This is a genomic window from Paraburkholderia sp. BCC1885, from assembly GCF_900996235.1.
Lineage (GTDB): Bacteria > Pseudomonadota > Gammaproteobacteria > Burkholderiales > Burkholderiaceae > Paraburkholderia.
Map to the genome: position 1 here is coordinate 207,466 of NZ_CAAJGM010000219.1, position 23,686 is coordinate 231,151.

Annotated in this window: 26 protein-coding genes; 6 read left to right on the forward strand and 20 right to left on the reverse strand. The window is 63.6% G+C overall.

The annotated features are described in order from the left end of the window. From FQ755_RS25535 to FQ755_RS25545, 3 genes are all read right to left on the reverse strand, one after another. Nucleotides 1-1,110 (reverse strand): COX15/CtaA family protein, encoded by a 1,110-nt coding sequence (locus FQ755_RS25535; RefSeq protein WP_144157785.1) that lies wholly within the window; start codon nt 1,108-1,110, stop codon nt 1-3. 93 nt (nt 1,111-1,203) lie between these two features. Then, the gene (locus FQ755_RS25540; protein ID WP_144157786.1) at nt 1,204-1,902 is read right to left on the reverse strand and encodes an SCO family protein; all 699 of its coding nucleotides are present in this window, start codon (nt 1,900-1,902) and stop codon (nt 1,204-1,206) included. Between the two features lie 13 nt (nt 1,903-1,915). Further along, nucleotides 1,916-2,638, reverse strand: a complete 723-nt coding sequence (locus FQ755_RS25545; RefSeq protein WP_144157787.1) for an SURF1 family protein — start codon at nt 2,636-2,638, stop codon at nt 1,916-1,918. An 87-nt stretch (nt 2,639-2,725) separates the two neighbouring features. On the opposite strand from FQ755_RS25545, the gene FQ755_RS25550 reads away from it, so the two are divergent. Next, the gene (locus tag FQ755_RS25550; RefSeq protein WP_090684914.1) at nt 2,726-2,935 is read left to right on the forward strand and encodes a twin transmembrane helix small protein; all 210 of its coding nucleotides are present in this window, start codon (nt 2,726-2,728) and stop codon (nt 2,933-2,935) included. A 312-nt stretch (nt 2,936-3,247) separates the two neighbouring features. Here FQ755_RS25550 and FQ755_RS25555 read toward each other — a convergent pair whose 3' ends face one another. The 7 genes from FQ755_RS25555 to FQ755_RS25580 all read right to left on the reverse strand — a co-directional run bounded on the left by FQ755_RS25555 (nt 3,248) and on the right by FQ755_RS25580 (nt 9,793). Further along, entirely contained in the window at nt 3,248-4,105 is an 858-nt protein-coding gene (locus FQ755_RS25555; RefSeq protein WP_144157788.1) for a cytochrome c oxidase subunit 3, read from the reverse strand. 187 nt (nt 4,106-4,292) lie between these two features. Next, the gene (locus FQ755_RS25560; RefSeq protein WP_144157789.1) at nt 4,293-4,520 is read right to left on the reverse strand and encodes a DUF2970 domain-containing protein; all 228 of its coding nucleotides are present in this window, start codon (nt 4,518-4,520) and stop codon (nt 4,293-4,295) included. 36 nt (nt 4,521-4,556) lie between these two features. Further along, nucleotides 4,557-4,691, reverse strand: a complete 135-nt coding sequence (locus tag FQ755_RS37845; protein WP_222105783.1) for a cytochrome oxidase small assembly protein — start codon at nt 4,689-4,691, stop codon at nt 4,557-4,559. Between the two features lie 26 nt (nt 4,692-4,717). Continuing rightward, the gene (gene ctaD, locus FQ755_RS25565; protein ID WP_144157790.1) at nt 4,718-6,334 is read right to left on the reverse strand and encodes a cytochrome c oxidase subunit I; all 1,617 of its coding nucleotides are present in this window, start codon (nt 6,332-6,334) and stop codon (nt 4,718-4,720) included. Nucleotides 6,335-6,377: 43 nt separating this feature from the next. Beyond that, a complete protein-coding gene (gene coxB, locus FQ755_RS25570; protein ID WP_144157791.1) occupies nt 6,378-8,003 on the reverse strand; it encodes a cytochrome c oxidase subunit II in 1,626 nt (541 codons plus the stop codon). A gap of 64 nt (nt 8,004-8,067) precedes the next feature. Then, nucleotides 8,068-8,541 carry a DUF2244 domain-containing protein gene (locus FQ755_RS25575; protein WP_144157792.1) on the reverse strand — a complete coding sequence of 158 codons (474 nt, stop codon included), beginning with the start codon at nt 8,539-8,541 and terminating at the stop codon, nt 8,068-8,070. Nucleotides 8,542-8,809: 268 nt separating this feature from the next. Continuing rightward, complete coding sequence (locus tag FQ755_RS25580; protein ID WP_144157793.1) at nt 8,810-9,793, reverse strand: methyltransferase domain-containing protein; 984 nt, start codon at nt 9,791-9,793, stop codon at nt 8,810-8,812. Nucleotides 9,794-9,877: 84 nt separating this feature from the next. On the opposite strand from FQ755_RS25580, the gene FQ755_RS25585 reads away from it, so the two are divergent. Next, nucleotides 9,878-10,690, forward strand: a complete 813-nt coding sequence (locus tag FQ755_RS25585; protein WP_144157928.1) for a ComF family protein — start codon at nt 9,878-9,880, stop codon at nt 10,688-10,690. A gap of 40 nt (nt 10,691-10,730) precedes the next feature. Further along, nucleotides 10,731-11,201 (forward strand): tRNA (uridine(34)/cytosine(34)/5-carboxymethylaminomethyluridine(34)-2'-O)-methyltransferase TrmL, encoded by a 471-nt coding sequence (gene trmL / locus FQ755_RS25590; RefSeq protein WP_144157794.1) that lies wholly within the window; start codon nt 10,731-10,733, stop codon nt 11,199-11,201. Here the strand turns inward: trmL and FQ755_RS25595 are convergent. The 5 genes from FQ755_RS25595 to FQ755_RS25615 form a co-directional block, all read right to left on the reverse strand. After that, nucleotides 11,174-11,737, reverse strand: coding sequence for an O-acetyl-ADP-ribose deacetylase (locus FQ755_RS25595; protein WP_186308655.1), 564 nt, complete (start codon nt 11,735-11,737; stop codon nt 11,174-11,176). The two genes, trmL and FQ755_RS25595, sit on opposite strands and share 28 nt — an antisense overlap. Nucleotides 11,738-11,807: 70 nt before the next feature. After that, entirely contained in the window at nt 11,808-12,806 is a 999-nt protein-coding gene (locus tag FQ755_RS25600; protein ID WP_144157796.1) for an NAD(P)H-dependent glycerol-3-phosphate dehydrogenase, read from the reverse strand. 21 nt (nt 12,807-12,827) lie between these two features. After that, nucleotides 12,828-13,298 (reverse strand): protein-export chaperone SecB, encoded by a 471-nt coding sequence (secB, locus tag FQ755_RS25605; RefSeq protein ID WP_144157797.1) that lies wholly within the window; start codon nt 13,296-13,298, stop codon nt 12,828-12,830. Nucleotides 13,299-13,507: 209 nt separating this feature from the next. Continuing rightward, complete coding sequence (gene grxC / locus FQ755_RS25610; RefSeq protein WP_074300906.1) at nt 13,508-13,768, reverse strand: glutaredoxin 3; 261 nt, start codon at nt 13,766-13,768, stop codon at nt 13,508-13,510. Next, a complete protein-coding gene (locus FQ755_RS25615; RefSeq protein WP_144157798.1) occupies nt 13,765-14,190 on the reverse strand; it encodes a rhodanese-like domain-containing protein in 426 nt (141 codons plus the stop codon). The genes grxC and FQ755_RS25615 overlap by 4 nt, the downstream gene beginning before the upstream one ends. A gap of 138 nt (nt 14,191-14,328) precedes the next feature. Here FQ755_RS25615 and gpmA point away from each other — a divergent pair, with 138 nt between their 5' ends. From gpmA to FQ755_RS25630, 3 genes are all read left to right on the forward strand, one after another. After that, nucleotides 14,329-15,075 (forward strand): 2,3-diphosphoglycerate-dependent phosphoglycerate mutase, encoded by a 747-nt coding sequence (gene gpmA / locus FQ755_RS25620; protein WP_144157799.1) that lies wholly within the window; start codon nt 14,329-14,331, stop codon nt 15,073-15,075. Between the two features lie 319 nt (nt 15,076-15,394). Then, nucleotides 15,395-16,984, forward strand: a complete 1,590-nt coding sequence (locus FQ755_RS25625; RefSeq protein ID WP_144157800.1) for a S41 family peptidase — start codon at nt 15,395-15,397, stop codon at nt 16,982-16,984. A gap of 190 nt (nt 16,985-17,174) precedes the next feature. Next, nucleotides 17,175-17,936, forward strand: a complete 762-nt coding sequence (locus tag FQ755_RS25630) for a HesA/MoeB/ThiF family protein (protein ID WP_144157801.1) — start codon at nt 17,175-17,177, stop codon at nt 17,934-17,936. Nucleotides 17,937-18,083: 147 nt separating this feature from the next. Here FQ755_RS25630 and ptsP read toward each other — a convergent pair whose 3' ends face one another. The 5 genes from ptsP to gshA form a co-directional block, all read right to left on the reverse strand. Next, complete coding sequence (gene ptsP, locus FQ755_RS25635) at nt 18,084-19,835, reverse strand: phosphoenolpyruvate--protein phosphotransferase (RefSeq protein ID WP_144157802.1); 1,752 nt, start codon at nt 19,833-19,835, stop codon at nt 18,084-18,086. A gap of 196 nt (nt 19,836-20,031) precedes the next feature. Next, nucleotides 20,032-20,301, reverse strand: coding sequence for an HPr family phosphocarrier protein (locus FQ755_RS25640; protein ID WP_074263248.1), 270 nt, complete (start codon nt 20,299-20,301; stop codon nt 20,032-20,034). 72 nt (nt 20,302-20,373) lie between these two features. Next, nucleotides 20,374-20,862 carry a PTS sugar transporter subunit IIA gene (locus FQ755_RS25645; RefSeq protein WP_144157803.1) on the reverse strand — a complete coding sequence of 163 codons (489 nt, stop codon included), beginning with the start codon at nt 20,860-20,862 and terminating at the stop codon, nt 20,374-20,376. A 385-nt stretch (nt 20,863-21,247) separates the two neighbouring features. Next, nucleotides 21,248-22,204 (reverse strand): glutathione synthase, encoded by a 957-nt coding sequence (gene gshB / locus FQ755_RS25650; RefSeq protein WP_144157804.1) that lies wholly within the window; start codon nt 22,202-22,204, stop codon nt 21,248-21,250. A 180-nt stretch (nt 22,205-22,384) separates the two neighbouring features. Next, nucleotides 22,385-23,674, reverse strand: coding sequence for a glutamate--cysteine ligase (gshA, locus tag FQ755_RS25655; protein WP_144157805.1), 1,290 nt, complete (start codon nt 23,672-23,674; stop codon nt 22,385-22,387). Nucleotides 23,675-23,686 lie beyond the last annotated feature (12 nt).

Here is a 23,686-nt window from a genome sequence, read left to right on the forward strand (position 1 = left end):
TCACGCTGGCGCGGCATCGCGCGCGAGCAAGGCGGCGCGGCCGGGACGGCTATAAGCGATTCGAAAGTTTAGCATAACGAGCAGCAGCAGCAGGATTGCGGCGCCGCCGTTATGGGCGACTGCAATGGGCAACGGCCATTGCAGGACAATATTGGAAAGCCCGGTGATGAACTGGATCAGCACCACCAGCAGCACGCCGTTGGCCGGCCGCCGCAGCGATTCGAAGCGGCGCACCTTCAGCGCAAACCAGAGCAGATAGGCGATCACGACGATCGCAAAGGTCCGGTGCGTCCAGTGGATCGCCACCAGCGCGTCCTGGGTGATCATCTCGCCGTCGCCGGTCATGCCGAGCGCGCGCCACAGATGAAAGCCATGGGCAAAATCCATCGGCGGAATCCATTGGCCGTTGCAGGTCGGGAAGTCGGTGCAGGCGAGCACGGCGTAGTTCGTGCTGACCCAGCCGCCCAGCGCGATCTGCACCACCAGCAGCACGAGGCCGACGAGCGCGGCCGGCCGCCAGTTCGCGGCTTCGGGTTCGTATGCGGGTAACGGCGTCTGGCGCGCCGCCAGCCAGCCGAGCGTGCCGAGCAATGCGAGTCCCAGCAGCAGGTGCGTCGTCACGATCACGGGCTGCAACTTCTGCGTCACCGTCCACGCGCCGAACGCGCCCTGCACGAGAATCAGCAGCAGCAACGAAGTGGGCCACCACGGCGACACATGCAGCGGCCGCCGCTTGATACGCGCGATCCACGCAATCGCCATCTGCGCGACGATCAGCACGCCGATCGCCATGGCGAAATAGCGGTGAATCATCTCGATCCACGCCTTGCTCATGCTGACCGGGCCGGTGGGCATGGCCTGATTGGCCGCCGCGATCGCCGCATGCGCGATGAACGGCGAGGACGTGCCGTAGCAGCCGGGCCAGTCCGGGCAGCCGAGCCCGGAGTCGGTCAGGCGCGTGAAACCGCCGAACATCACCAGATCCAGCGTCAGAAAGGTGGTCACCCAGACCAGCTTGCGGAATTTGTTGTCGTCGGCCTTGACCCAGATATAGGACAGCGGCAACAACGCAATGCACAAGCCAATCAGGCCCAGTTGCAATACGAACATCTCTCTACCTTGTCGCGATAAAAACGTAGCGGCCCAATGGTGCTACAGACGGTTCAATCCGCGGTACACCTTTTTGTGCGTTAAAACGCCGCATCAACCGATACTCGACCACTTCAGCAGCCTGGTGATGTCGCCCTTGATCTTGCTTGGGTTCGGATCTTTCGGGAAACGCATCATCAGATTGCCGTTCGGATCGACCACGAAGATGTGATCGGTCATGCTCGTGCCGGCATCGACCGGCAGCCAGGCGGCGAGCGCGGCCGGATCGGCGATCAGCTTGCGGGTGTCCGGATAGGCTTTTTCGATCACATCGGTCACGTTGCCGGCATCCGTGCGCAACCAGACTTCGACGACCCGTTCGCGCTCTGGCCCTTGCGTCGCGCGCACCTGGCGCATGAAGTAGAGCTTGGTCACGCAGGCCTTGTCGCACGCGCTGCTGTCGACGGACACCAGCAGCCACTTGCCGCGCAGCGACGCGAGTTTGAGCGGCTTGCCGTCGTCGCCGGTCACCACCAGGCCGTCCGGGATGGGCCGCTGCGGTTCGACCAGCGTGCCGTAGCTGGTGGTGCCGCCGGAGGGCTTGACCACGTAATACGCGAAGTAAGAGCCGATCACGGGCGCGGCGCAGACGAGCGCGATCAGCAGCATCATCCAGCGGCCGCGGCTCCAGGAGCCCTTGCCGCGCGGCTGGCCGGACGTGGACGCGGAGGCTGCGGAGGCTGCGGAGACCGCCGGAGCCGCGGGCGTCGCGGATTTGCCGGCTTGCGGCGAACGGGGAGATTGCGTCGACACTACGGGGCCTCTTTCAATTTGGGGTGCTGGGCGCGTGCTCTTTCTTCGCTGCGCGGCGCGCGGCATACAGGCCGAACCCCAGCGCCGCGACCGCCATGCCCCACCATTGGAACATGTAGCCATAGTTGCGCTCGACGTCGGTATTCGGCGCCGGCCAGTCGCGCACGAGCTTGTCGCCGTCGTCGCTCAACTGCTCGATCACGAACGGCTGCAACGGCAGGCCGGTTTCGGCGGCGTAAGCCTCCACGTCCAGATTCTGGCGGATCGACTGGTGCGCGGCCGAGCCGCCCTGCCCCAGTTCGAACGCGCGCGTGGCGTCGGCGCGTGCAATGCCTTCGATCTCGATCTGACCCGCCGGCGTGACATACGGTTCGATCGTGCTGCGATCGGCGATATTGCGCGGCAGCCAGCCGCGATTGACCAACACATAACCGCCATCGACGAGTTTAAAGGGCATCACGACGTAAAAGCCCGGCTGGTCGTTATACGGCCGATTGTCGAGATAGACCACTTTACCGGCGACGAAACTGCCGCGAGCGCGCACGCGATGAAACTCGATGTCCTTCAGCGCGACCGGCGCGGCGCCGACCGGCTCGGCCGGCGCGTTTTCGAACTGCGTGATGTGAGCCTGCAATGCCTCTTTCTGATGCGCGCGATCACGCTGCCAGAAACCCAGCCGCAGCGTGACCGCCACGACGATCAGGATCAGCAGCGCCGGCAACCAGCGGATCTTCATTGCACCGGCCTCCCTGCTCCACGCGACACAACGCACGGTGCGATAATAGCCATATTGCTTTCGCGCCCCTGAATTTCAGCCGATTTCATGCACATTCTTGTTCCCATCGCCTTTGCGCTCATCATTGCCAGTATGGCCTCGGCGCTGTACTTCATGATGCACGACAAGGGCAAGACGAAACGCATGGTCTGGTCGCTGGCCACCCGTGTGGGCCTGTCAATCTCGCTGTTCCTGTTCATCCTGTTTGCGCATTGGATGGGCTGGATTCAGTCGACCGGTATTCCTTACGGCCGCTAGGCCGCCAGGCCGCTAGGCCGCCAGGCCGCTAGGCCGGTCGCCACGCGCTGAGCCGCTGAGCCGCTGAGTCGCCGGCAGGCCTAAAGCCACGAAACACGCGGTCTGCAAACGGTCGCGCGCGCCATCAACGCAATCCGTCCCTAGAAACAAAACGCCGCCCCGACACGGTCGAGGGCGGCGCTGCGTCGGCCTGCATACTACGCCTCGGCTCCGCGGCGTGCAGCGAACCCGGCAACCCGGTCATCCGCGCGCAGCCGGTAGCAATGACCACGCGCGGGCCGGACAGGCGTTACAGCCGGTTGTGCAATCACCTCACAGCCAGTAGACGACGACGTACAGCCCAAGCCACACGACGTCCACAAAGTGCCAGTACCAGGCCGCGCCTTCGAAGGCGAAGTGGTGATCCGCCGTGAAGTGGCCGCGGATCAGGCGCACCAGCACCACCGTCAGCATCGTGCCGCCGAGGAACACGTGGAAGCCGTGGAACCCGGTCAAGAGGAAAAACGTCGAGCCGTACACGCCCGACGACAGCGTCAGGTTCAGTTCGTTGTACGCGTGGTAGTACTCGAAGCCCTGCAGGAACAGGAAGCACAGTCCCAGCAGCACCGTCGCGGCCAGCCAGGCGATGGTCTTGTTGCGATGATTCTCACGCAGCGCGTGGTGAGCCACCGTCAACGTCGCGCCCGACGAAAGCAGCAGCGCCGTGTTGATGGTCGGCACCGGCCACGGTTGCATGGACTTGAAGTGCGACACCAGCGTCGCCGGTCCGATGTTCGGCCAAACCGCCGTGAAATCCGGCCAGATCAGCTTGTAATCGAGGCTGCCCAGCTCGTGCATGGCGATTTGACGGGCGTAGAACAGCGCGCCGAAAAATGCGCCGAAGAACATGACTTCGGAGAAGATGAACCAGCTCATGCTCCAGCGGTACGACTTGTCGACGTTCTTGCCGTACATGCCGCCTTCGGACTCGGAGATCGCGTCGCCGAACCAGTGCCACAAGGTGAAGAGCAGCCATAGCAAGCCGGCCAGCACCGTGATGGGCGCCCAGCTCTCGCCATTGATCCAGGCCGCAAGCGAGGACAGCATGACCAGCAGACCGATGGCCGCGCTGATCGGATGCCGCGACGGATGCGGTACGAAATAGTACGGGCTCTCGTTTTGACCGCTCATTCTTGATTCTCCACTTCAGTCCAGTTATTTCGCTGATCCGGTTGCGTCCGGCTGTCTCGTCGGCGGTGCGTCGATACCGCGCCGCTTCACTCTTCTTGTTGTTTCGTGGCCGCTTGCTAGTTGCTGCTTCGCTGCTGCTTATTTGTTGCTGCCCGGCCGCTGCCTCTCCTGCTTCACGCCTGACGGTTTAAGCCACCACCGCGCGCACCACCAGAATCAGGATGCCGATAAAAATCGCCGCGCCGATCAGCGCCGCCGCCAGCACATGCAGCGGATTAAGCTGCGTGGCGTCCGCTTCGAGGTCGCGCCGCTTGCGCACGCCGAAAAAAGCCCAGAACACGGCTTTCATCGACTGGCCGAAGCTGCTCTTCCGGCTGCCGTCGCGGTTATCGCCACTACCACCGTTGTCGCTCATTACCGTCATCTTCCTTCGCCTACGACAACGTGATCATCAGGAAAAGAAACTCCGTTTGACGAAGATCCCCACAAAAAACGCGGCGGCGATGGCCAGCATGATCAGGCCGAGCCGCAGGTTGCCCGCGCGGATTTCCTCGGGCGTTCGTCGTCGTGGTGGATTGCGGGTCATGCTGGAGTTTCTCGGTACTTCAAACGTTATTCGACGGTCGGCGGATTTTCGAACGTGTGGAACGGAGCCGGGCTCGGCACGGTCCATTCGAGGCCCGTTGCGCCGTCCCACGGCTTGTCGCCGGCCTTTTCGAGTTCGCCGCCGCCACGGTAAGCCGGCAGCGCCACCGCAAACAGGAAGTACACCTGAGCGAGGCCGAAACCGAACGCGCCGATGGTGATGACCTGGTTCCAGTCGGTGAACTGCGCCGGATAATCTGCGTAACGACGCGGCATGCCTGCAAGACCCACGAAGTGCATCGGCAGGAAGGCGAGGTTGAAGAAGATCATCGAGGCCCAGAAGTGGATCTTGCCGCGCGTCTCGTTGTACATCCAGCCGGTCCACTTCGGCGACCAGTAGTACCAGCCGGAGAAGAGACCAAACAGCGAGCCCGCCACCAGCACGTAATGGAAGTGCGCCACCACGAAGTAGGTGCCGTGATACTGGATGTCGAGCGGCGCCATGGCGAGCATCAGGCCCGTCAGACCGCCGAACGTGAACACGAACAGGAAGCCCACCGCGAACAGCATCGGCGTTTCGAAGGTGAGCGAACCGCGCCACATCGTGGCCACCCAGTTGAACACCTTCACGCCGGTCGGCACGGCAATCAGCATCGTGGCGTACATGAAGAACAACTGGCCGGTCACCGGCATGCCGGTGGCGAACATGTGGTGCGCCCAGACCATGAACGACAGAATGGCGATCGACGACGTGGCGTACACCATCGAGCTATAGCCGAACAGCGGCTTGCGCGCGAAGGCCGGGATCACCTGCGAGACGATCCCGAACGCCGGCAAGATCATGATGTACACCTCGGGGTGTCCGAAGAACCAGAAGATATGCTGGTACATCACCGGATCGCCGCCGCCCGCCGCGTTGAAAAACGACGTGCCGAAGTGGCGGTCGAACAGCAGCATGGTGATCGCGCCGGCCAGAACCGGCATCACGGCGATCAGCAGGTAAGCGGTGATAAGCCACGTCCACACGAACATCGGCATCTTCATCAGCGTGAGACCCGGCGCGCGCATATTCAGGATCGTCACCACGATGTTGATGCCGCCCATGATCGACGAGGCGCCCATCAGGTGGACCGCGAAGATCGCGAAGTCCATGCCCGGCCCCATCTGCGTGGAAAGCGGCGCGTACAGCGTCCAGCCCGCAGCCGTGGCGCCGCCGGGCGCGAAAAACGAACCCACCAGCAGGACCGCCGCCACCGGCAGCAGCCAGAAGCTGAAGTTGTTCATGCGCGCGAAGGCCATGTCCGAGGCGCCGATCTGCAGCGGCACCATCCAGTTCGCAAAGCCCACGAAGGCCGGCATGATCGCGCCGAACACCATGATCAGACCGTGCATGGTGGTCAACTGATTGAAGAACTCGGGACGCATGATCTGCAGACCCGGTTCGAACAGCTCGGCACGGATCAACAGCGCCATCACGCCCCCGGAGAGGAACATGGTGAACGAGAAGATCAGGTACAGCGTACCGATATCCTTGTGATTGGTGGCATACAGCCAGCGACGCCAGCCGTGCGGCGTCCCATGAGCATGGGGGTCACCGTGGACGTGCTCGTGGCCCGCAACTACATCGTGTCCAACGCTAGACATGACAATCTCCTAAAGCTGATTCTGCGTACTGACCATGAACACGTCAGGCAGCCGGGCTGATCTGGACTCGCCGGGCTTCTTTGGCGTCGCTACCGCCGGTGACCGTTTCCGGTTTCTTTAAAATAATGTGATCTTCAGCAATGCCGGCAGCCTTCAGCGCATCGCGCACGGCTTCGGCGCGGCTCTTTGCCAGCTTCGCGTTGACGTCGGCCGAGCCGGTCGCGTCAGTAAAGCCTGACAGCGTGAACTTCGCATCCGGATGCGCCTTGGCGTAATCCGCCGCTGCGCTGACCGCGGCCTTCGCATCGTCCGGCAGCGTGCTCTTGCCGGTATCGAAATAGACGCTGGCCGGCAACGCAGCCGCCTGCGACGCAGAGTTGTCCGCAGCACCGGCCGCCGGAGCCGCGCTGGCCGCGCCTGCATCCGAGGCTGCCGCTGCGCCGCTCGCGCCCGCTGCCGCCGCCGCGAGGTGGTCGCCGCCTTCCGGCAGCTTGCCGTTACGGGCGTCCGCGACCTGCTTCGGCTGAAGAATATCGCCGGTGTGGTTGCCCCACGAGTTACGTTCGAAGGTGATGACCGACGCGATCTCGACGTCGTTCAGGGTCGGCGCCCACGACGGCATCGCATTCTTGCCCTTCAGCACGATGCTCACGTGCTGGGCGATCGGGCCATTGGCAATCTTGCTGCCGTCGAGCGCCGGGAAGGCGCCGCCGCCCTTGCCGGTGGGCTGGTGGCAGACCGCGCAGTTCGACGCGTAGACCTTGCCGCCACGCTCCATCAACTCGGCCAAGGTGTAGGTCTTGTTGGGATCGTCGGCGCCAGCGGCCATTTTCTTCTTCTGGTCGTCGACCCACTTCGCATAGTCGTCGGCGGAAAGCACTTCGACCACCACCGGCATGAACGCGTGCTCCTTGCCGCACAGTTCGGTGCAGAAGCCGCGGAAGGTGCCGGTCTTGTCGGCCTTGAACCACGTGTCGCGCACGAAGCCCGGAATCGCGTCCTGCTTCACGCCGAAGGCCGGCACATACCAGGAGTGGACCACGTCGTTCGCCGTGGTGATGATGCGGATTTTCTTGTCGACCGGAACCACGAGGGGGTTGTCGACTTCCTGCAGGTAAGTATCCGAGATGGGCTGCTGGCCGTCGGTCTCGGCGCGCGGCGTGGCGAGCGTGGAGAGGAAGCTGATGCCCTCGCCCGGACCCTTGACGTAGTCATAGCCCCACTTCCACTGGTAGCCGGTCACCTTGATGGTGAGGTCGGAGTTGGTGGTGTCCTTCATCGCCACCACGGTTTTGGTGGCGGGCAGCGCCATCAGCACGACGATGATGAATGGGACGATCGTCCAGATGATTTCGACCGTGGTGCTTTCGTGGAAATGGGCGGCCTTGTGGCCTTTCGACTTGCGGTGAGCAAAGACCGAATAGAACATCACCCCGAACACGCCCACGAAGATCACGGTACACAGGATCAACATGAAGGAGTGCAGGTGATAGAGCTCCTCAGCAATAGCGGTAGCAGGCGGCTGGAGGTTGATCTCGTTGACGGCGGGGCCTCCCGGACTGTCGCCCACGGCCAGCGCAGCGCCAGCGAAGAGCAGTCCGGTAAGCGCCAGCCCGCCCATGAGGGCTCGCTTGATTGTTTTCATAGCTTCCTTACCCAAATTTTCCATTCAAACCCTCGACCCCGCTGGAAGGCTGTCTCGCGCTCCCCCTGAACGGCGCGAGACTCGTGCGCTAACACCGCCTGAGCCACATGCGCAATTCGCCTGCAAATTGCGCGCGCCGATACTGCGCGAGGTGTTGCCCGATCATGATCGTCTGGCCACGCGAGACCAGTTTGATGTGGTCACGCGGCGTTGCGCCCGGCTCAATCTGCACCCAGCGTGGATTGAATTCGAACTGCGTGACGTGTTCCGCGCTGACCCGCTCGATGACGAGCCGGTTCGGAAACAGCCTGATGCGTTCGTAATCCACAGCATGACGCGCGTAAATTGCAAAAGCGATACCGACCGCCACCAACTCGATGCCGGTGAACGGCAGCACCAGCCAGGCGCCGATCAGATCCAGCATGAAAGCAATTACCAGCGAGACCACCGCAAGCGACAGATAGAAGCATACAAACTGCTTAGGGGAGACCGAACAGTTGCGTTTCATCGTCCAGTCCTTGAGGACCGGTTCCGACTCCGCCAGCAGATCAGATGACGCCATCGCTGTCTCCTGCGAGTTGCCTCTTAACCGTGCCTGTTGCCAGTTCGTGCCACCCTTTGCTGCTGTCCAGCTCTTCGGGCCTGCCGCCGCGGAGGTAGGATCTCCGAGCGACAAACTGACGCATTATAGGCGCGTTCAATGGCATCCACAAGCAACGCCCTATCGGGCTGGAAGCCACGTCCGGCAAGCCTTTGCGCCATTTTGACGCATCTGGCGAGACTGTTTTGCCCTGCTAATTTCAGACATAACAGATGCCCTCTTTACCGCTTCAACGATTCTTCGACGGACCTCGTCCGATGTCCTCGAGACGGACGATGCCGTGTCCTTCGGCGGTCATGCGCGGCACCGCTTTCCAGGCATGCCCGTAGATCACCTCGAAGGTCAGGGCAAGCGTGCCGTCGGCACGGCGGCGTGCTTCCAGCGCCGCCAGCAGCGCCTTGTGCAGACGCCGGGAATGCACCGGCACGGCCGCGGCCGCATGGGCGTCGCCCTCGCGCCGAAACGGATAAGCGCCCCAGCGGCGCACATCCGCGAGCAGCGACTGCGGCGACTTGTAGGTGATCGTGATGGTCTCCTGATCCATTACCGGGATTTCAAAGCCGCTTTCCACCAGCATATCGCCGAGGTCGTGCATATCGACGAAATCGATCACATGCTTCGCGGACGGCACGCCGTATGCGGCTTCCACTTCGGCGTAGGCGCCGCGCAATTCCTTCAGTGTATCGGGGCCAAGCGTGCTGAACATCAGTAGACCACCTACCTTGAGCACACGCTGCCATTCTGGAAACACCAGATCGGGCCGCGAATGCCAGTGCAGCGCCAGGTTCGACCAGAGGAATTCGAAGGCGCCCGCCGCGAACGGCAAAGCGGAGAAGTCGGCCTGGGCGAAGCGCGGACCGCGCGCACCGAGCGCCTTGCCGATCGAAGCCGGCAGGAAGCGCCGCCAGCTCGTGTCGCCGGCATCGTGATGCAGCGCGCGGCTGAGCATGGCGTGCGAGAGGTCGGTGCCGAACACCGGCGCTTCGGGAAAGCGCTCGCGCAGGCCCGGCAGGTCGTCGCCCATGCCGCAGCCCGCGTCGAGCACGCTGGCCGGGCTGACCTTGATGTATTCGAGACGCTCGCGCATGCGTTGCGCAATTTCGCGCGGCAGGAACGCCACGTCGTCGAAGGTCGCGGCGCGGCGGTCGAAAATCCGCTGAAGGCGCCGGGAATCATAGGCCGGACGGCTAGATTGTGCGGGAGTGGGGGGCATGGGAGTCACATGGACGAAGAGCTCGAAGTATACTCGCTCGCTCCCCTCCATTCAGCGCAGGAGGCCTTCGCGGGCGGTCCATCGATGCATATTCCGGCATCCGTTTCTTCACCTTGCGGCCGGCTTGCAGAATTTGCAACCCGGCTCGGTTCGTCGCGGCCGCGCCTCGCGCACGCCGTTCTGCCGAACCTGTGCGCATTGTGCGGCAATTTGTCGCAGAACGTGCTCTGCCGGGGCTGCGACGAAGCCTATGCGAATGAAACGCGCCTGCGTTGCCTCGTCTGCGCGGTGCCTTTGCCGGCGCGATTCGCGTCGTCCACGGCAAGCCGCTCGCGGCCAGACGGGCGCATGGGCCGCTACCACTGCACGGATTGCCTCACCCATCCACCGCCATTCGACGCCACCCTGACCCTCGCCGACTACCGCGCGCCGCTCGATACGCTGGCGGTCGGCCTGAAGTTTCGCGCCCGGCTGATGCTCGCCGACGAATTCGCGCAACGGCTCGCCCGTCTCGCGCACGATATGCTCGACGCATCGCAATGGCCAGACGTGATCGCGCCGGTGCCGCTGGCGGCGAAGCGCCTCGTCGAGCGCGGCTACAACCAGGCATGGCAGATTGCGAAGCCGCTCGGCCGGGCGTTGCAGGTGCGCAGCGACGCCACGCTGCTCGCCCGCGTGATCGAAACCGCGCCGCAATCGCGGCTCGATCTGGACGCGCGGCGTCAGAACGTGGGCCGGGCGTTTCGGGTCGACGGGCCGGTAGAGGGCCTACATGTGGCCGTCGTCGACGACGTGATGACCACCGGCGCCACCCTCGAAGCACTCGCCCTTGTCCTGAAGGCGGCCGGCGCGCGCCGCGTGACCAATTTCGTCGCCCTGCGCACGCCGAAAAACTAGCCTCCGCACGCTCACATCATGGTTTTCACTGGCTCACATCATGTTTAACGTCGTTCTCGTCGAACCCGAAATTCCGCCGAATACCGGTAACGTCATCCGTCTGTGCGCGAATACCGGCGCGAACCTGCATCTGATCGAACCGCTCGGCTTCCCGCTCGACGACGCCAAGATGCGGCGCGCCGGCCTCGACTATCACGAGTACGCGCAGATGCACGTGCATACCGACTGGGCGGCGTTTTTGGCCAAAGAGTCGCCGGACCCGGCGCGGATGTTCGCCTTCACCACGCGCGGCTCGGGCGCCTTTCACGCGCATGCTTTCCAGCCCGGCGACTGGTTCGTGTTCGGCGCGGAAACGCGCGGCCTGCCCGCCGCCGTGCTGGAACAGTTCGCGCCTGAACAACGGGTGCGCCTGCCGATGCGGCCCGGCAATCGCAGCCTGAACCTGTCGAATACGGTCGCTGTAGTGGTGTTCGAAGCGTGGCGTCAGGCCGGCTTCGAAGGCGGCGCCTGACGCTGCCGCGCAGCCAGCGCGGCGAGCCTCGACTCGTAGCGCGCGAACATCGCGTCATCAAAACAGGCGAACAGCACGCGCTCGATGGACGGCGTGCGCGGCAGCGTCCCGAGCACCGCGTCGAGCGCGATGTCGACGGCCGCGTCGGCGGGAAACCGGTAGACCCCGCAACTGATGGCGGGGAAAGCGATGCTCCTGCAGTGCGCCTGCTGCGCGAGTTCGAGCGAGCGCCGATAGCACGACGCCAGCAATTCGGCCTCGCCTCGGCCGCCGCCGTGCCAGACCGGTCCCACTGCGTGAATCACGTGTTTGGCCGGCAACTGGTAGCCGGCGGTGAGTTTGGCGTCGCCGGTCGCGCAACCGCCCAGCGTCTCGCATTCGCGCAACAACGCGCGCCCCGCCGCGCGATGAATCGCGCCGTCCACGCCTCCACCGCCCAGCAGCGAGGTATTCGCCGCATTGACGATGGCGTCGACCGCCAGCGTCGTAATGTCGACAACCCGCGCTTCGAGCGAACAATGACCTGATGTGAGCATGGAGAACCTCGCCATCCGAAACGTCGATAAGACGTGGACAGCGAAGCGAGGACAACCGTTCAGTCGTTCTTTATTCGGCCTTGGCGTCGCGGCGTAGCAGCGCACTGACGGCGTCACGCGCCGCGACACCGTCGAACAGCACCGCGCAGACAGCCTGCGTGATCGGCATGTCGATCGCATGCGCCCGCGCGATCGACAGCACGGCCTGGGCGCAGCGCACCCCTTCGGCAACATGCCCCAGCGCGCCGAGGATATCGTCGAGCGTGCGTCCCGAAGCCAGTTGCATACCCACCGTGCGGTTGCGCGACAGGTCGCCGGTGGCGGTCAGAATCAGATCGCCCAGGCCGGTCAAACCGGTAAACGTCTCCGCCCGCCCGCCCAAGGTCACGCCAAGGCGCGACATTTCGGCCAGACCACGCGTGATCAGCGCGGCCCGCGCGTTAAGCCCGAGACCGAGCCCATCGGCGATACCCGTGGCAATTGCCAGCACGTTCTTCACGGCGCCGCCCACTTCCACTCCGACGACGTCGTCACCGGTATAGATGCGCATGGCGCCGTGGTGAAACGCCGCCACCGTGCGCTCGCGGCAAACCGCCGAGGCGCTGGCGATGGTCAGCGCGACCGGCAAACCCTGCCCGACTTCACGCGCAAAGCTCGGGCCCGACAGCACGCCGTTGCTGGCATGGCCGGCAAGCTCCGCAGCGACCACCTGATGCGGCATCAACTGGGTATCCGACTCGAAGCCCTTGCACAGCCAGATCACATTGGCGGGGACTTTGCCGGCGGCGCGCATCGCCTCGAACAGCCCGCGCAAGCCTGCCACCGGCGTGGCAACGACGCACAGGGCGTCGTCCGCCAGCGCGTGAGTCAATGCGGCATTGAGATCGGCTTCATAGCGAAGTCCGGCCGGCAAGGCCACACCCGCCAGGTAGCGGGCGTTTTCCTGCGTCGCGGCGAGTTCGGCAACCAGCGCCGGCTCGCGCGCCCACAGCACGGTGTCGTGCCGCACAGCCAGATGGCCCGCGAGAGCGGTGCCCCATGCACCAGCGCCGAGAACGGCGACTTTCATACCCGGCACTGCGCGCGACGCTTAGTGCGTAACGCCGTTCTGCGCCGCGCCCTCTTTCGAGCCCATCTGCGCGAGACGTTGCTCGTACAGGGCCTGGAAGTTGATTTCGGCGAGGTGAATCGGCGGGAAGCCGGCGCGGGTGATCGCGTCGGCAATGTTCGAACGCAGATACGGGAACAGGATCGTCGGGCAGGCAATGCCGACCAGCGGGTCGATCTGTTCAGCCGGAATGTTGCGAATGTCGAAAATACCAGCCTGCTTGGCTTCGATCAGGAACGCCACCTTGTCCGCCACTTTGGCCGTCACGGTACCGGTGACGAGGATTTCGAACACGGTGTCGGCGAGGCGCTCGGCCTTCACGTCGACTTCGACTTCCACCGACGGCATTTCCTGTTCGAGGAAGATGGCCGGCGAATTCGGCTGCTCGAGCGACATGTCCTTCAGGTAGATGCGCTGGATGTTGAAGAACGGCTGGTTATTCTCGTCGGACATGATTGATATTCCCTGAATGTATTCATAACGGCACGCCTCGCTGCCAACGCGTGCCGGGTCGATGCGATTCGCGCCGCCCACCGCGGGCGTCGACGAACCGGCTTGGTTTGTTACTGTTTTGCCTGCACGCAGTCGCCGGAACGACCGCCATGGACAGCTTCAGGCCGCCGGTGAGGCGGCCTCGGGCTCTCTCTTCGACAGGCTGTTGCTCAGGCTGCTTCGAGCAGCGGCATCAGGCCGCCCGCGCGGTCGAGCGCGGAAAGGTCATCATAGCCGCCCACATGCGTCTCGCCGATGAACACCTGGGGAACCGTGCGACGACCCGTGCGGCTCATCATTTCTTCACGCCGGGCCGGGTCTTTGTCGATCAGCACCTTTTCGACGTTCTCGACGCCGCGCGACTTTAAAAGACGTTCGGCCATCTGGCAATACGGGCACACCTGGGTGCTGTACATGATTACCTTGTTCACTTCGCTGCTCCTTGTTTCACAACCGGCATGCCGGCTTGCTGCCAGGCATTCAGGCCGCCTTCGAGTACATGGACTTCGGCGTAGCCCGCGTCCTGCACGACGCGTACCGCCTTGTTCGACTGCTGGCCGTTCTGACAGACCAGCAGCACCGGATTGCTCTTATTCTTCACGAGTTGGCCGACCTTCGCCTGCAACTCGGCAAATTCAAGATGCCGGGCGGCGGGCAGATGCCCGTTCGCGAACTCCGCGGACGGCCGAAGATCGACGACTACAGCGTTGCGGCGGTTGATCAGCTGGGTGGCTGCGGCTGCGGTCAGGCCGCCGCGGCCCCGTCGGCTGATGGTCGGCCACAGGAGCAACCCACCGGAGATGAGGACGATCGCGATGAGTACAAGGTTTGTGTAATCGGTGAAGAACTTCACGGAAAATCCGCCGAAAAAGAGAGAAATCGGAATGAGGCAATCCTGCCATTATAAAATAACCGACTGACGCGATGGCGACGGCCCATTTAGCCGCCTGCGCCGCGCTTTACCGCTTCCTTACTACCGACCGGTCATCTTATGTACAAACTCGTTCTCATCCGCCACGGCGAATCGACGTGGAACAAGGAAAACCGCTTCACGGGCTGGGTCGACGTCGACCTGACCGAACAGGGTAACCGCGAAGCGCAGCAGGCGGGCGTGCTGCTGAAGGAATCGGGCTACACGTTCGACATCGCCTACACGTCGGTCCTCAAGCGCGCGATCCGCACGCTCTGGCACGTGCAGGACCAGATGGACCTGATGTACCTGCCGGTGGTGCATTCGTGGCGCCTCAACGAGCGCCACTATGGCGCGCTGTCGGGCCTGAACAAGGCGGAAACCGCCGCCAAATTCGGCGACGACCAGGTGCTGGTCTGGCGCCGCAGTTACGACACGCCGCCGCCCGCGCTCGATCCGTCGGATGAACGCACCGCCTACAACGATCCGCGCTACGCCAAGGTGCCGCGCGAGGAACTGCCGCTCACCGAGTGCCTGAAAGATACGGTAGCGCGCGTGCTGCCCATGTGGAACGAGTCGATCGCGCCGGCCATCAAGTCGGGCCGCAAGGTGGTGATCGCCGCGCACGGCAATTCGATCCGCGCGCTGGTCAAATATCTGGACAACATCTCGGACGACGACATCGTCGGCCTGAACATTCCGAACGGCGTGCCGCTCGTGTATGAACTGGACGAGAACCTGAAGCCCATCAAGCACTACTACCTGGGCGACCCGGAAGCCATCGCCAAGGCTCAGGCCGCGGTCGCCAAACAGGGCAAGGCGGGTTGAGCATCGCCCGCGTGCGAAGGCGCCGGCTCTCTCATTGGCGCTATAACACGCAATTCAAAACTGCTGGAAACACGCTGTGCGCACCGGTAAAACCACCCGGTGTACACAGCGCGAGGCGGCATCCCGTCCACGACGCGCCCTGCCCGCGTCGTTACGGAACATTTCTTCCACGCCACAGGGCAAATCCACAGAACCTGGCACGCCGCAGCCTGTCGAACTGCGATTACTATGCTGTGCACTGCCTGAGCGGGTGTGCAGTTATACTTGTCCGTCCCCATCTCTTTGACGCTGCCACGCGCTTCCGACCGCAACAGACTCTATGCGAAAGAACCTGAAAAATATCGGCCTGATTGCCGCGGGCCTTGCTACCGGCGTATTTGCAACATTGCAGCTTTCCGCCTCGGCCCAGCAACCCGCCAGCAGCGCAGTCGCGCCGCTGCCGCTCGATCAGCTGCGCCTGTTTGCCGAGGTTTTCGGGCAGATCAAGCACGAATATGTCGAACCGGTCGACGACAAGAAGCTCCTCACGGCCGCCATCAAGGGCATGGTGTCGAGCCTCGACCCGCACTCGTCGTATCTCGACAAGACCGATTACGAAGAACTGCAGGAACAGACCAAGGGCCGTTTCGCGGGCCTCGGTATTGAAATCTCGTCGGAAGATGGCCTGATCAAGGTGATCTCGCCGATCGAAGACACGCCGGCGTTCCGCGCCGGTATCCGGCCGGGCGACCTGATCACGCGCATCAACGACAAGCCGGTGCGCGGCATGACGCTCGACCAGGCCGTCAAGCAGATGCGCGGCGACCCGGGCACCAAGGTCACCCTCACCATCTTCCGCAAGACCGACGACCGCACGTTCCCGCTCACGGTCACGCGCGCCATCATCAAGGTGCAGAGCGTGAAGATGAAGATTCTGGCGCCGGGTTATGCGTACATCCGCATCACCAGCTTCCAGGAACGCACCACGCCTGACCTGGCCGAGAAGCTCCAGGACATCGCGCGCCAGCAGCCGAACCTGAAGGGCCTCATCCTCGACCTGCGCAACAACGGCGGCGGTCTGCTGCAAAGCGCGGTCGGTGTGGCCGGCGCATTCCTGCCGCCGGATTCGGTGGTGGTGTCGACCAACGGCCAGATTCCGGATTCGAAGCAGGTCTACCGCGACACTTACGATAACTACCGTCTGCCGTCGTTCGACAACGACCCGCTGAAGGACGAAGCGCCGATCTTCAAGACCGTGCCGATGATCGTGCTGACCAACGCCTATTCGGCGTCGGCATCGGAAATCGTCGCCGGTGCGCTGCAGGATCAGCATCGTGCGCTGATCGTCGGCAAGACCACGTTCGGCAAGGGTTCGGTGCAAACGGTGCGGCCGATGACCGCCGACACCGCGCTGCGTCTGACCACGGCGTACTACTACACGCCGAGCGGCCGTTCGATCCAGAACAAGGGTATCCGCCCGGATGTCGCGGTCGATCAATACGCGGACGGCGATCCGGACGACGCACTCGTCACGCGCGAAGTCGACTACTCGAACCACCTTGCCAACACGCAGGATCCGAACGAGAAGAAGGAACAGGACCAGCGCGAGGCGGACCGCATGGAACAGCTGCGGATTCTTGAAGAGCAGAACGACAAGAAGACGCCGGAACAGCGCCAGAAGGACCGCGACCGCAAACCGGTCGAGTTCGGTTCGGCCGACGACTTCATGCTGCAACAAGGTCTGAACAAGCTGGAAGGCAAGCCGGTGCAGGAGTCGAAGTCGCTCTCCGAACGCCGTCTCGCCGAGAACAAGCCGGAGCAGTCCGCCTCGGCGCCGGTTGCCGTCAAGCCCACCAACCCGGTTCCGGGCATGGGCGCGTCGGCTGCCACACCGGCATCCGCGCCGGCCCCGGCCTCGCAAAGCAATTAAGCAGCACGCCGTACCTGATGGGTCTTCGTCGCACGCGCGGCGAAGACCTTTCCCCAGCGCGATTAAAATAACCATCACGAAAACTCGCGCAGCAGGCCTCGACTGAACTTGTCGCTCTAACCAGCCGGTCCTGACCTCTTCTGACCTCTCCCGACTGAAGTCATCGCGCGATTCAACTCTGCGCCCCGCCATGAACGACGATCAACTGCTCCGCTATTCCCGCCATATCCTCGTCGACGAACTCGGTATCGAAGCGCAACAGCGTTTTCTCGACGCGCATGCGATCGTCGTCGGCGCCGGTGGGCTGGGCTCGCCCGCGGCGATGTATCTGGCGGCGGCTGGGGTCGGCAAGCTCACGCTAGTCGATGCCGACATCGTGGATCTCACCAACCTGCAACGCCAGATCCTGCACGTGACCGCTTCGGTGGGCCGCAGCAAGGTCGAATCCGGACGCGACGCGCTGGCGCAACTCAATCCCGATGTGATCGTGGATGCGGTCGCGCAACGCGTCGACGCTGCGTGGCTCGACGCGGCCGTGCCGCGCGCCACCGTCGTGCTCGATTGCACGGATAACTTCGCGACCCGGCACGCCATCAATCGCGCGTGCGTGACGCATGGCGTGCCGCTGGTGTCAGGGGCGGCGCTGCGTTTTGACGGGCAGATCAGCACTTTCGATTTCCGCGACGCCGCCTCGCCCTGCTACGCGTGCGTGTTTCCGGAAGATCAACCGTTCGAGGAAGTGGCCTGCTCGACGATGGGTGTGTTTGCACCAACCGTGGGGATCATTGGCGCGATGCAGGCCGCCGAGGCGCTGCGGGTGATTGCGGGCATCGGCACGCCGCTCGTGGGGCGGTTGATGATGCTCGATTCGCTGCGGATGGAGTGGAACACGATGCGCATTGCGCGTCAGCCGGATTGCCCGGTGTGCGGCCACGCGCATCGGCGAGGCTGATTGTTTGTCAGCCGGCCTGAATACGACCGGCCAATACGCCTGCATAAGTAAGCCTGCATAAGCAAGGTTACCCGAGCAAAGCCAAAGCGAAGCAGCAGGCGACGCTCCCCGCACGCCCGCGCGGCGGAGAAACGGCACACTCAAAATTCAAACCAGCGCCACCCGCTTCAAAGCCGCCTGCACCTCTTCCGGCTCGAACGAGGCGAGCACATCGGCCACCGGCTTTTCCAGCGTCTTGACGTGCGAGCGCAGCACCTCCTGCTTCACCACCAGCAACTGGCTCGGATGCATGGAGAACTCGGTGAGGCCCATGCCGAGCAGCAGACGCGTAAGCGTCGGATCCCCCGCCATCTCGCCGCACACGGACACCGGCACCCCCGCACGCTTTGCCTCGCGCAGCGTGAAGGCAATCAGATGCAGCACCGCCGGATGCAGCGGATCGTACAGATGCGCGACGGCGTTATCGGCGCGGTCGATGGCCAAGGTGTACTGGATCAGATCGTTGGTGCCGATCGACAGAAAATCGAGCCGCTTCAGGAACAGCGGCAACGCAATGGCCGCCGCCGGAATCTCGATCATCGCGCCGACCTGCACGTTCGGATCGTAGACGAGACCCGCGTCGTCGAGCTGGCGCTTGGCTTCGCGAATCAGGTCGAGCGTCTGATCGATTTCCTGCGCGTGCGCGAGCATCGGAATCAGGATCTTCACCGTGCCGAACGCCGACGCCCGCAGGATGGCGCGCAGCTGCGTGAGGAACATCTGCGGCTCGGACAGGCTCCAGCGAATCGCCCGCAAGCCCAGCGCGGGATTCGCGGCGGTCTCGTAGCCGTCGCCGCCGCCCATCGAGTCGAGCGGCTTGTCGGCGCCTACGTCGATCGTGCGGATCGTCACCGGCAGCCCGTTCATCAGTTCCACCGCCCGGCGATACGCCGCGAACTGCTCCTCTTCCTCCGGCAGCTTGTGCTTGTGGTTCATGAACAGGAATTCGGTGCGAAACAGGCCAATGCCGGTTGCGCCCGCCGCCACCGCCGCCTTGGCGTCGTCCGGCAGTTCGATGTTCGCGCACAGCTCGATGCGGGTGCCGCATAGCGTCTGCGTGGGCGAGAATTTAAGGCGCTGCAGCTTGCGCTGCTCGAGCGCCTTCTCGCTTTGCCGGTACGAATACTCTTCGAGCACGATCGGCGCCGGATCGACGATCACGATGCCGTGGTCGCCGTCGACAATGATCAGGTCGTCCTGGCGGATCAGCGCGCTCGCATGCTGCACGCCGACCGCCGCCGGAATGCCGAGGCTGCGCGCGACGATTGCCGTATGCGAGGTACGTCCGCCGAGATCCGTGACGAAGCCCTGGAAGGTCTGCGTCTTGAACTGCATCATGTCGGCGGGCGCGATGTCGTGTGCGACCACGATCATGTCGTCGCTGGTGCCGTGGGCATTCGGCACGAGATTGGCCGCCGAAGCGCCGGCCAGCGCCTTCAGCACGCGTTCGACCACCTGCTGGATATCGGCCTTGCGCTCGCGCAGATACTCGTCTTCGATGTCGTCGAAATGGCGCGACAGGCGCTCAAGCTGTTCCGTCAGCGCCCACTCGACGTTATAACGGCGCGTGCGGATCAGATCGATGGTCTCCTGAACCAGCATCGCATCGTTCAGGATCATTGAATGAACGTTGATGAACGCGCCCATTTCGCTCGGCGCGTCGGCCGCGAGATCGTCGCGCAATGCGTCGAGCTCCTGATGCACAAGTTGCTGGGCCGAGCGGAAACGCTCGACCTCGCCCTCGATCTGGGCGGGTTCGACTAAATAGTGGTCGACGTCGAGTGCAGCCGGGGCGATCAGATAAGCCCGCCCGATGGCGATACCGCGTGACACGGGAATTCCATGCAGCGTGAAGGACACGCGCACCTCCTCTAGTTGTGTGATGCCGCGGCAGACCGCTGCAATGCTCTCAGACCTTGCCCGTCATTATAAATTCCGCAGCCGCTCAATGCCCGCTTCAACAGTGTGCGCCGCAACACGCCACTGATTGTGACGCGTTAAAAAAAACGCCGCGGTAAACGCGGCGTGATGATCCAAACGAACCGGTGCACGCGCTTTACTGTCCTTCGCCGAATTTATCGGCGATCAGTTTCAGCAGTGCGTCCATGGCTTCCTTTTCGTCTGAACCTTCGGTCTCGATCAGCACCGTGCTGCCAATGCCCGCGGCCAGCATCATTACCCCCATGATGCTCTTCGCGTTGATGCGCCGCCCGTTGCGGCTCATCCAGATTTCGGCCTGGAAGTTACCCGCGAGTTGCGTCAGTTTGGCCGACGCGCGCGCGTGCAGCCCCAGCTTGTTCACGATAGTCGTTTCCTGTTGCAGCATGTGTTGGTCCGAAGCGCGGGGTAATAGGATGTGGTGAAGGATGAAACTGAAACCGCTACAGGCTCGTCGTAGTTACAGGCTCGTCGTGCCGTGCTTATGGGTGAGATCGCTCTCCGGCAACATGGCCGGCACGCAGTCGCCCATGACAGGAGGCGCGCACACCGGCGCGGGCGTCCCCGGGACAATCGCCTGAATGCCTTTGGTGGCCCCGGCAAGCGCCTTGTCGACCAGCGTGTCGAGCGGCGTGGCGCGGTAACAGACCGCGCGCAGCAGCATCGGCAGATTCACGCCGGCCAGCACGCGGACGTCGGGCAACGACGACAGCCGCGCGGCGATGTTCGACGGCGTCGCGCCGAACATGTCGGTCAGCACAAGGGCGCCGTTCTCCTCCTTGAGCCGCTCGATCTCGGAGTGCGCGAACGCCACGACCTCCACCGGATCGCAGTCCGGCGACACGTCGATAACGCCGATGCGCGCCGGCAATCCGCCGTAGACGTGCGCGATACAGTCCCTGAGCGCGGTTGCGAGAGGGGCGTGTGCAATGATCAGAATGCCTGCCATGTCAGCCTTGCTGCTAAAAACGGCCCTGAACCGTGGCCCGGTATGCACCGGGTCGTCACACCCTCGACCGGCCGATGGTCATGAGGGTCGGATTCGGCGTTTCTCGACGCCCGCGTGGCCGGCCTGTCCCGCCTTGCCGGCTTCGCGCACGTGCTTCAATGCCTGCTTCAGACCGGTGGTCCACCCCGCCGCACGCCTGCCGGCAATGCCACGGGCGCCCACCGCCGCTGAAGTGCGGGCATTGTAACAGGCTCATTTTCGCGCTTTCGCCACTTGTTCGCTCTGCACCGCGCCGGATCGCGGCGCGCTCTGCCTGGTTGCCCTGATCTGCCCTGATCTGCCCTTACTTGCCCTGCTTTGCCCCTGGCTGACTTTAGCCCCTTGCTCAGCCCACTGCCCGTTCCAGCGCGTCGATGAACATGCCGGCAACGTCGAAGCCGGTCTGGTCCATGATCTCGCGAAAGCACGTCGGGCTCGTCACGTTCACCTCGGTCAGGTAGTTGCCGATGGCGTCCAGCCCCACCAGCAGCAGACCGCGCGCCGCCAGCACCGGCGCCAGGGTCTCGGCAATCGTGCGATCATGCTCGGTCAGCGGCTGAGCCACGCCAAGACCGCCCGCTGCGAGATTGCCGCGCACCTCGTTGCCCTGCGGAATGCGCGCCAGCGCAAACGGCACCGGCTGGCCGCCGATCAGCAAAATGCGCTTGTCGCCTTCCTTGATCTCGGGGATGAACTTCTGCGCCATCACCGAACGCGCGCCGTCGTGGCTCAGCATTTCGATGATCGACCCGAGGTTCATGCCGTCCGCTTTCACGCGAAACACGCCCATGCCGCCCATGCCGTCGAGCGGCTTCAGGATCACGTCGCCATGCTCGGCGTGAAACGCGCGCAGCCGTGCCGCGTCGCGCGTCACCAGCGTCGGCGCGACGAATTGCGGAAATTCGCCGATTGCCAGCTTTTCCGAATGATCGCGAATCGCCTGCGGTTTATTGAAGATGCGGGCGCCGCCGCGTTCCGCAAGCTCCAGCAGCCACGTCGACGTCACATATTCCATGTCGAACGGCGGATCTTTGCGCATCACCACCGCGCCGAAACTCTTCAGCGAGCGGGGCGTGGGGGCGTCGGCGGCATACCAGGTCTCGCGGTGGCCGTCCGTTTCGTCGCCGACGATCGCAAAGCGCCGCACGTTCGCCTCGACATCCGCGCCCATCCACGCCAGATGCTGCGGCTCGCAAGTGTAGAGCGTGTGGCCGCGCCGGGCGGCTTCGGCCATCATCGCGTAGGTCGAGTCCTTGTAGATCTTGAAGTGATCCAGCGGGTCGGCGATAAAAAGAATGTCCATGAGGGTCCTGGTGCGCCCGGATGGGCTTGGGCATTGTGCGTTAAACAAGGGCGGTGCTTTGTTGCGCGCCGCCCGTCAGTCGTTCATTCATGTGGACGCAGCGGGGTCTCGCTGCGCCGGGCCAGGCGCGGGGTCCGCTCGCGCCGTGCTGCCGCGAGGGCGGGCCTCGGACCTCGGATTTCAGACCTGGATGGCTTCCGGATCGGTCTTTTCGAGTTCCACCGAAGCGGCCAGCAGTCCGAGGCGCGCCACCACGCCATACATATAGAAACGGTTCGGCGGCGCCGCGCCCGGCTTGGCATGCGCGTCGGGCAGCGCCGTGTGCTCGAAGCCGAGCGGCACGAAATGCATGCCCGGCGCGTTGAGGTTCTGATCGCGCTCGCGGCTGCCGTGTACCCGGTAGAAGCCGCCCACCACATAACGGTCGATCATGTACACCACCGGCTCGGCCACTTCCTCGCCAATGCGCTCGAAGGTGTAGACGCCTTCCTGCACGATCACGTCGTGCACTTCGAGCCCGTCTTTGGTGGCGGCCATCCTGGCGCGCTCGCGCGTGGTGAGCGCGGCGACTTCCGCGGCGTCGTGCACCGTCATCACGCCCATGCCGTAGGTGCCCGCATCGGACTTGATGGCCACATACGGCTTCTCGGAGATACCGTACTCGCGGTACTTCCGCGCAATCTTCTTGAGCACGCCGTCGATCGCATCGGCCAGCGCCTCTTCACCGGTGCGCTGCTGGAAATCGACGCCTTCGACATGCGCGAAGTACGGATTGATCATCCACGGATCGACGCCGACCATCTTCGCGAACTTCTTGGCGACGTCGTCGTAGCAGGAAAAATGGGTCGATTTGCGCCGTACCGCCCACGCGGCATGCAACGGCGGCAGCAGGTATTGCTCGTGCAGGTTTTCGAGGACCGGCGGAATGCCGCCCGACAGGTCATTGTTCAGCAGAATCGAACACGGATCGAAGTTCTTCAGGCCCAGCCGGCGCGCGGTGCGCTCCAGCGGTTCGAGGACGATCTTCTGACCGTCCGATAGCGCAATGGTGACCGGCCCGCCGATGCTCTCGTCGAGCGTGCCGAAACGCACGTTGAGCCCCGCCTGACGCATGATGGTGGCCAGCCGCGCGACATTCTCCAGATAAAACGCATTGCGGGTGTGCTGCTCGGGGATGACCAGCAGGTTCTTCGCGTCCGGGCAGATTTTCTCGATCGAAGCCATGGCGGCCTGCACGGCCAGCGGCAACACTTCCTGCGGCAGGTTGTTGAACGCGCCGGGGAACAGGTTGGTGTCGACCGGCGCGAGCTTGAAGCCCGCGTTGCGCAGATCGACCGAGCAATAGAACGGCGGCGTATGTTCCTGCCATTCAAGACGGAACCAGCGTTCGATGGCGGGTGTGGCGTCGAGGATCTTCCGCTCGAGATCGAGCAGCGGGCCGTTTAACGCCGTAACTAGGTGCGGAACCATTGATCACTCGCA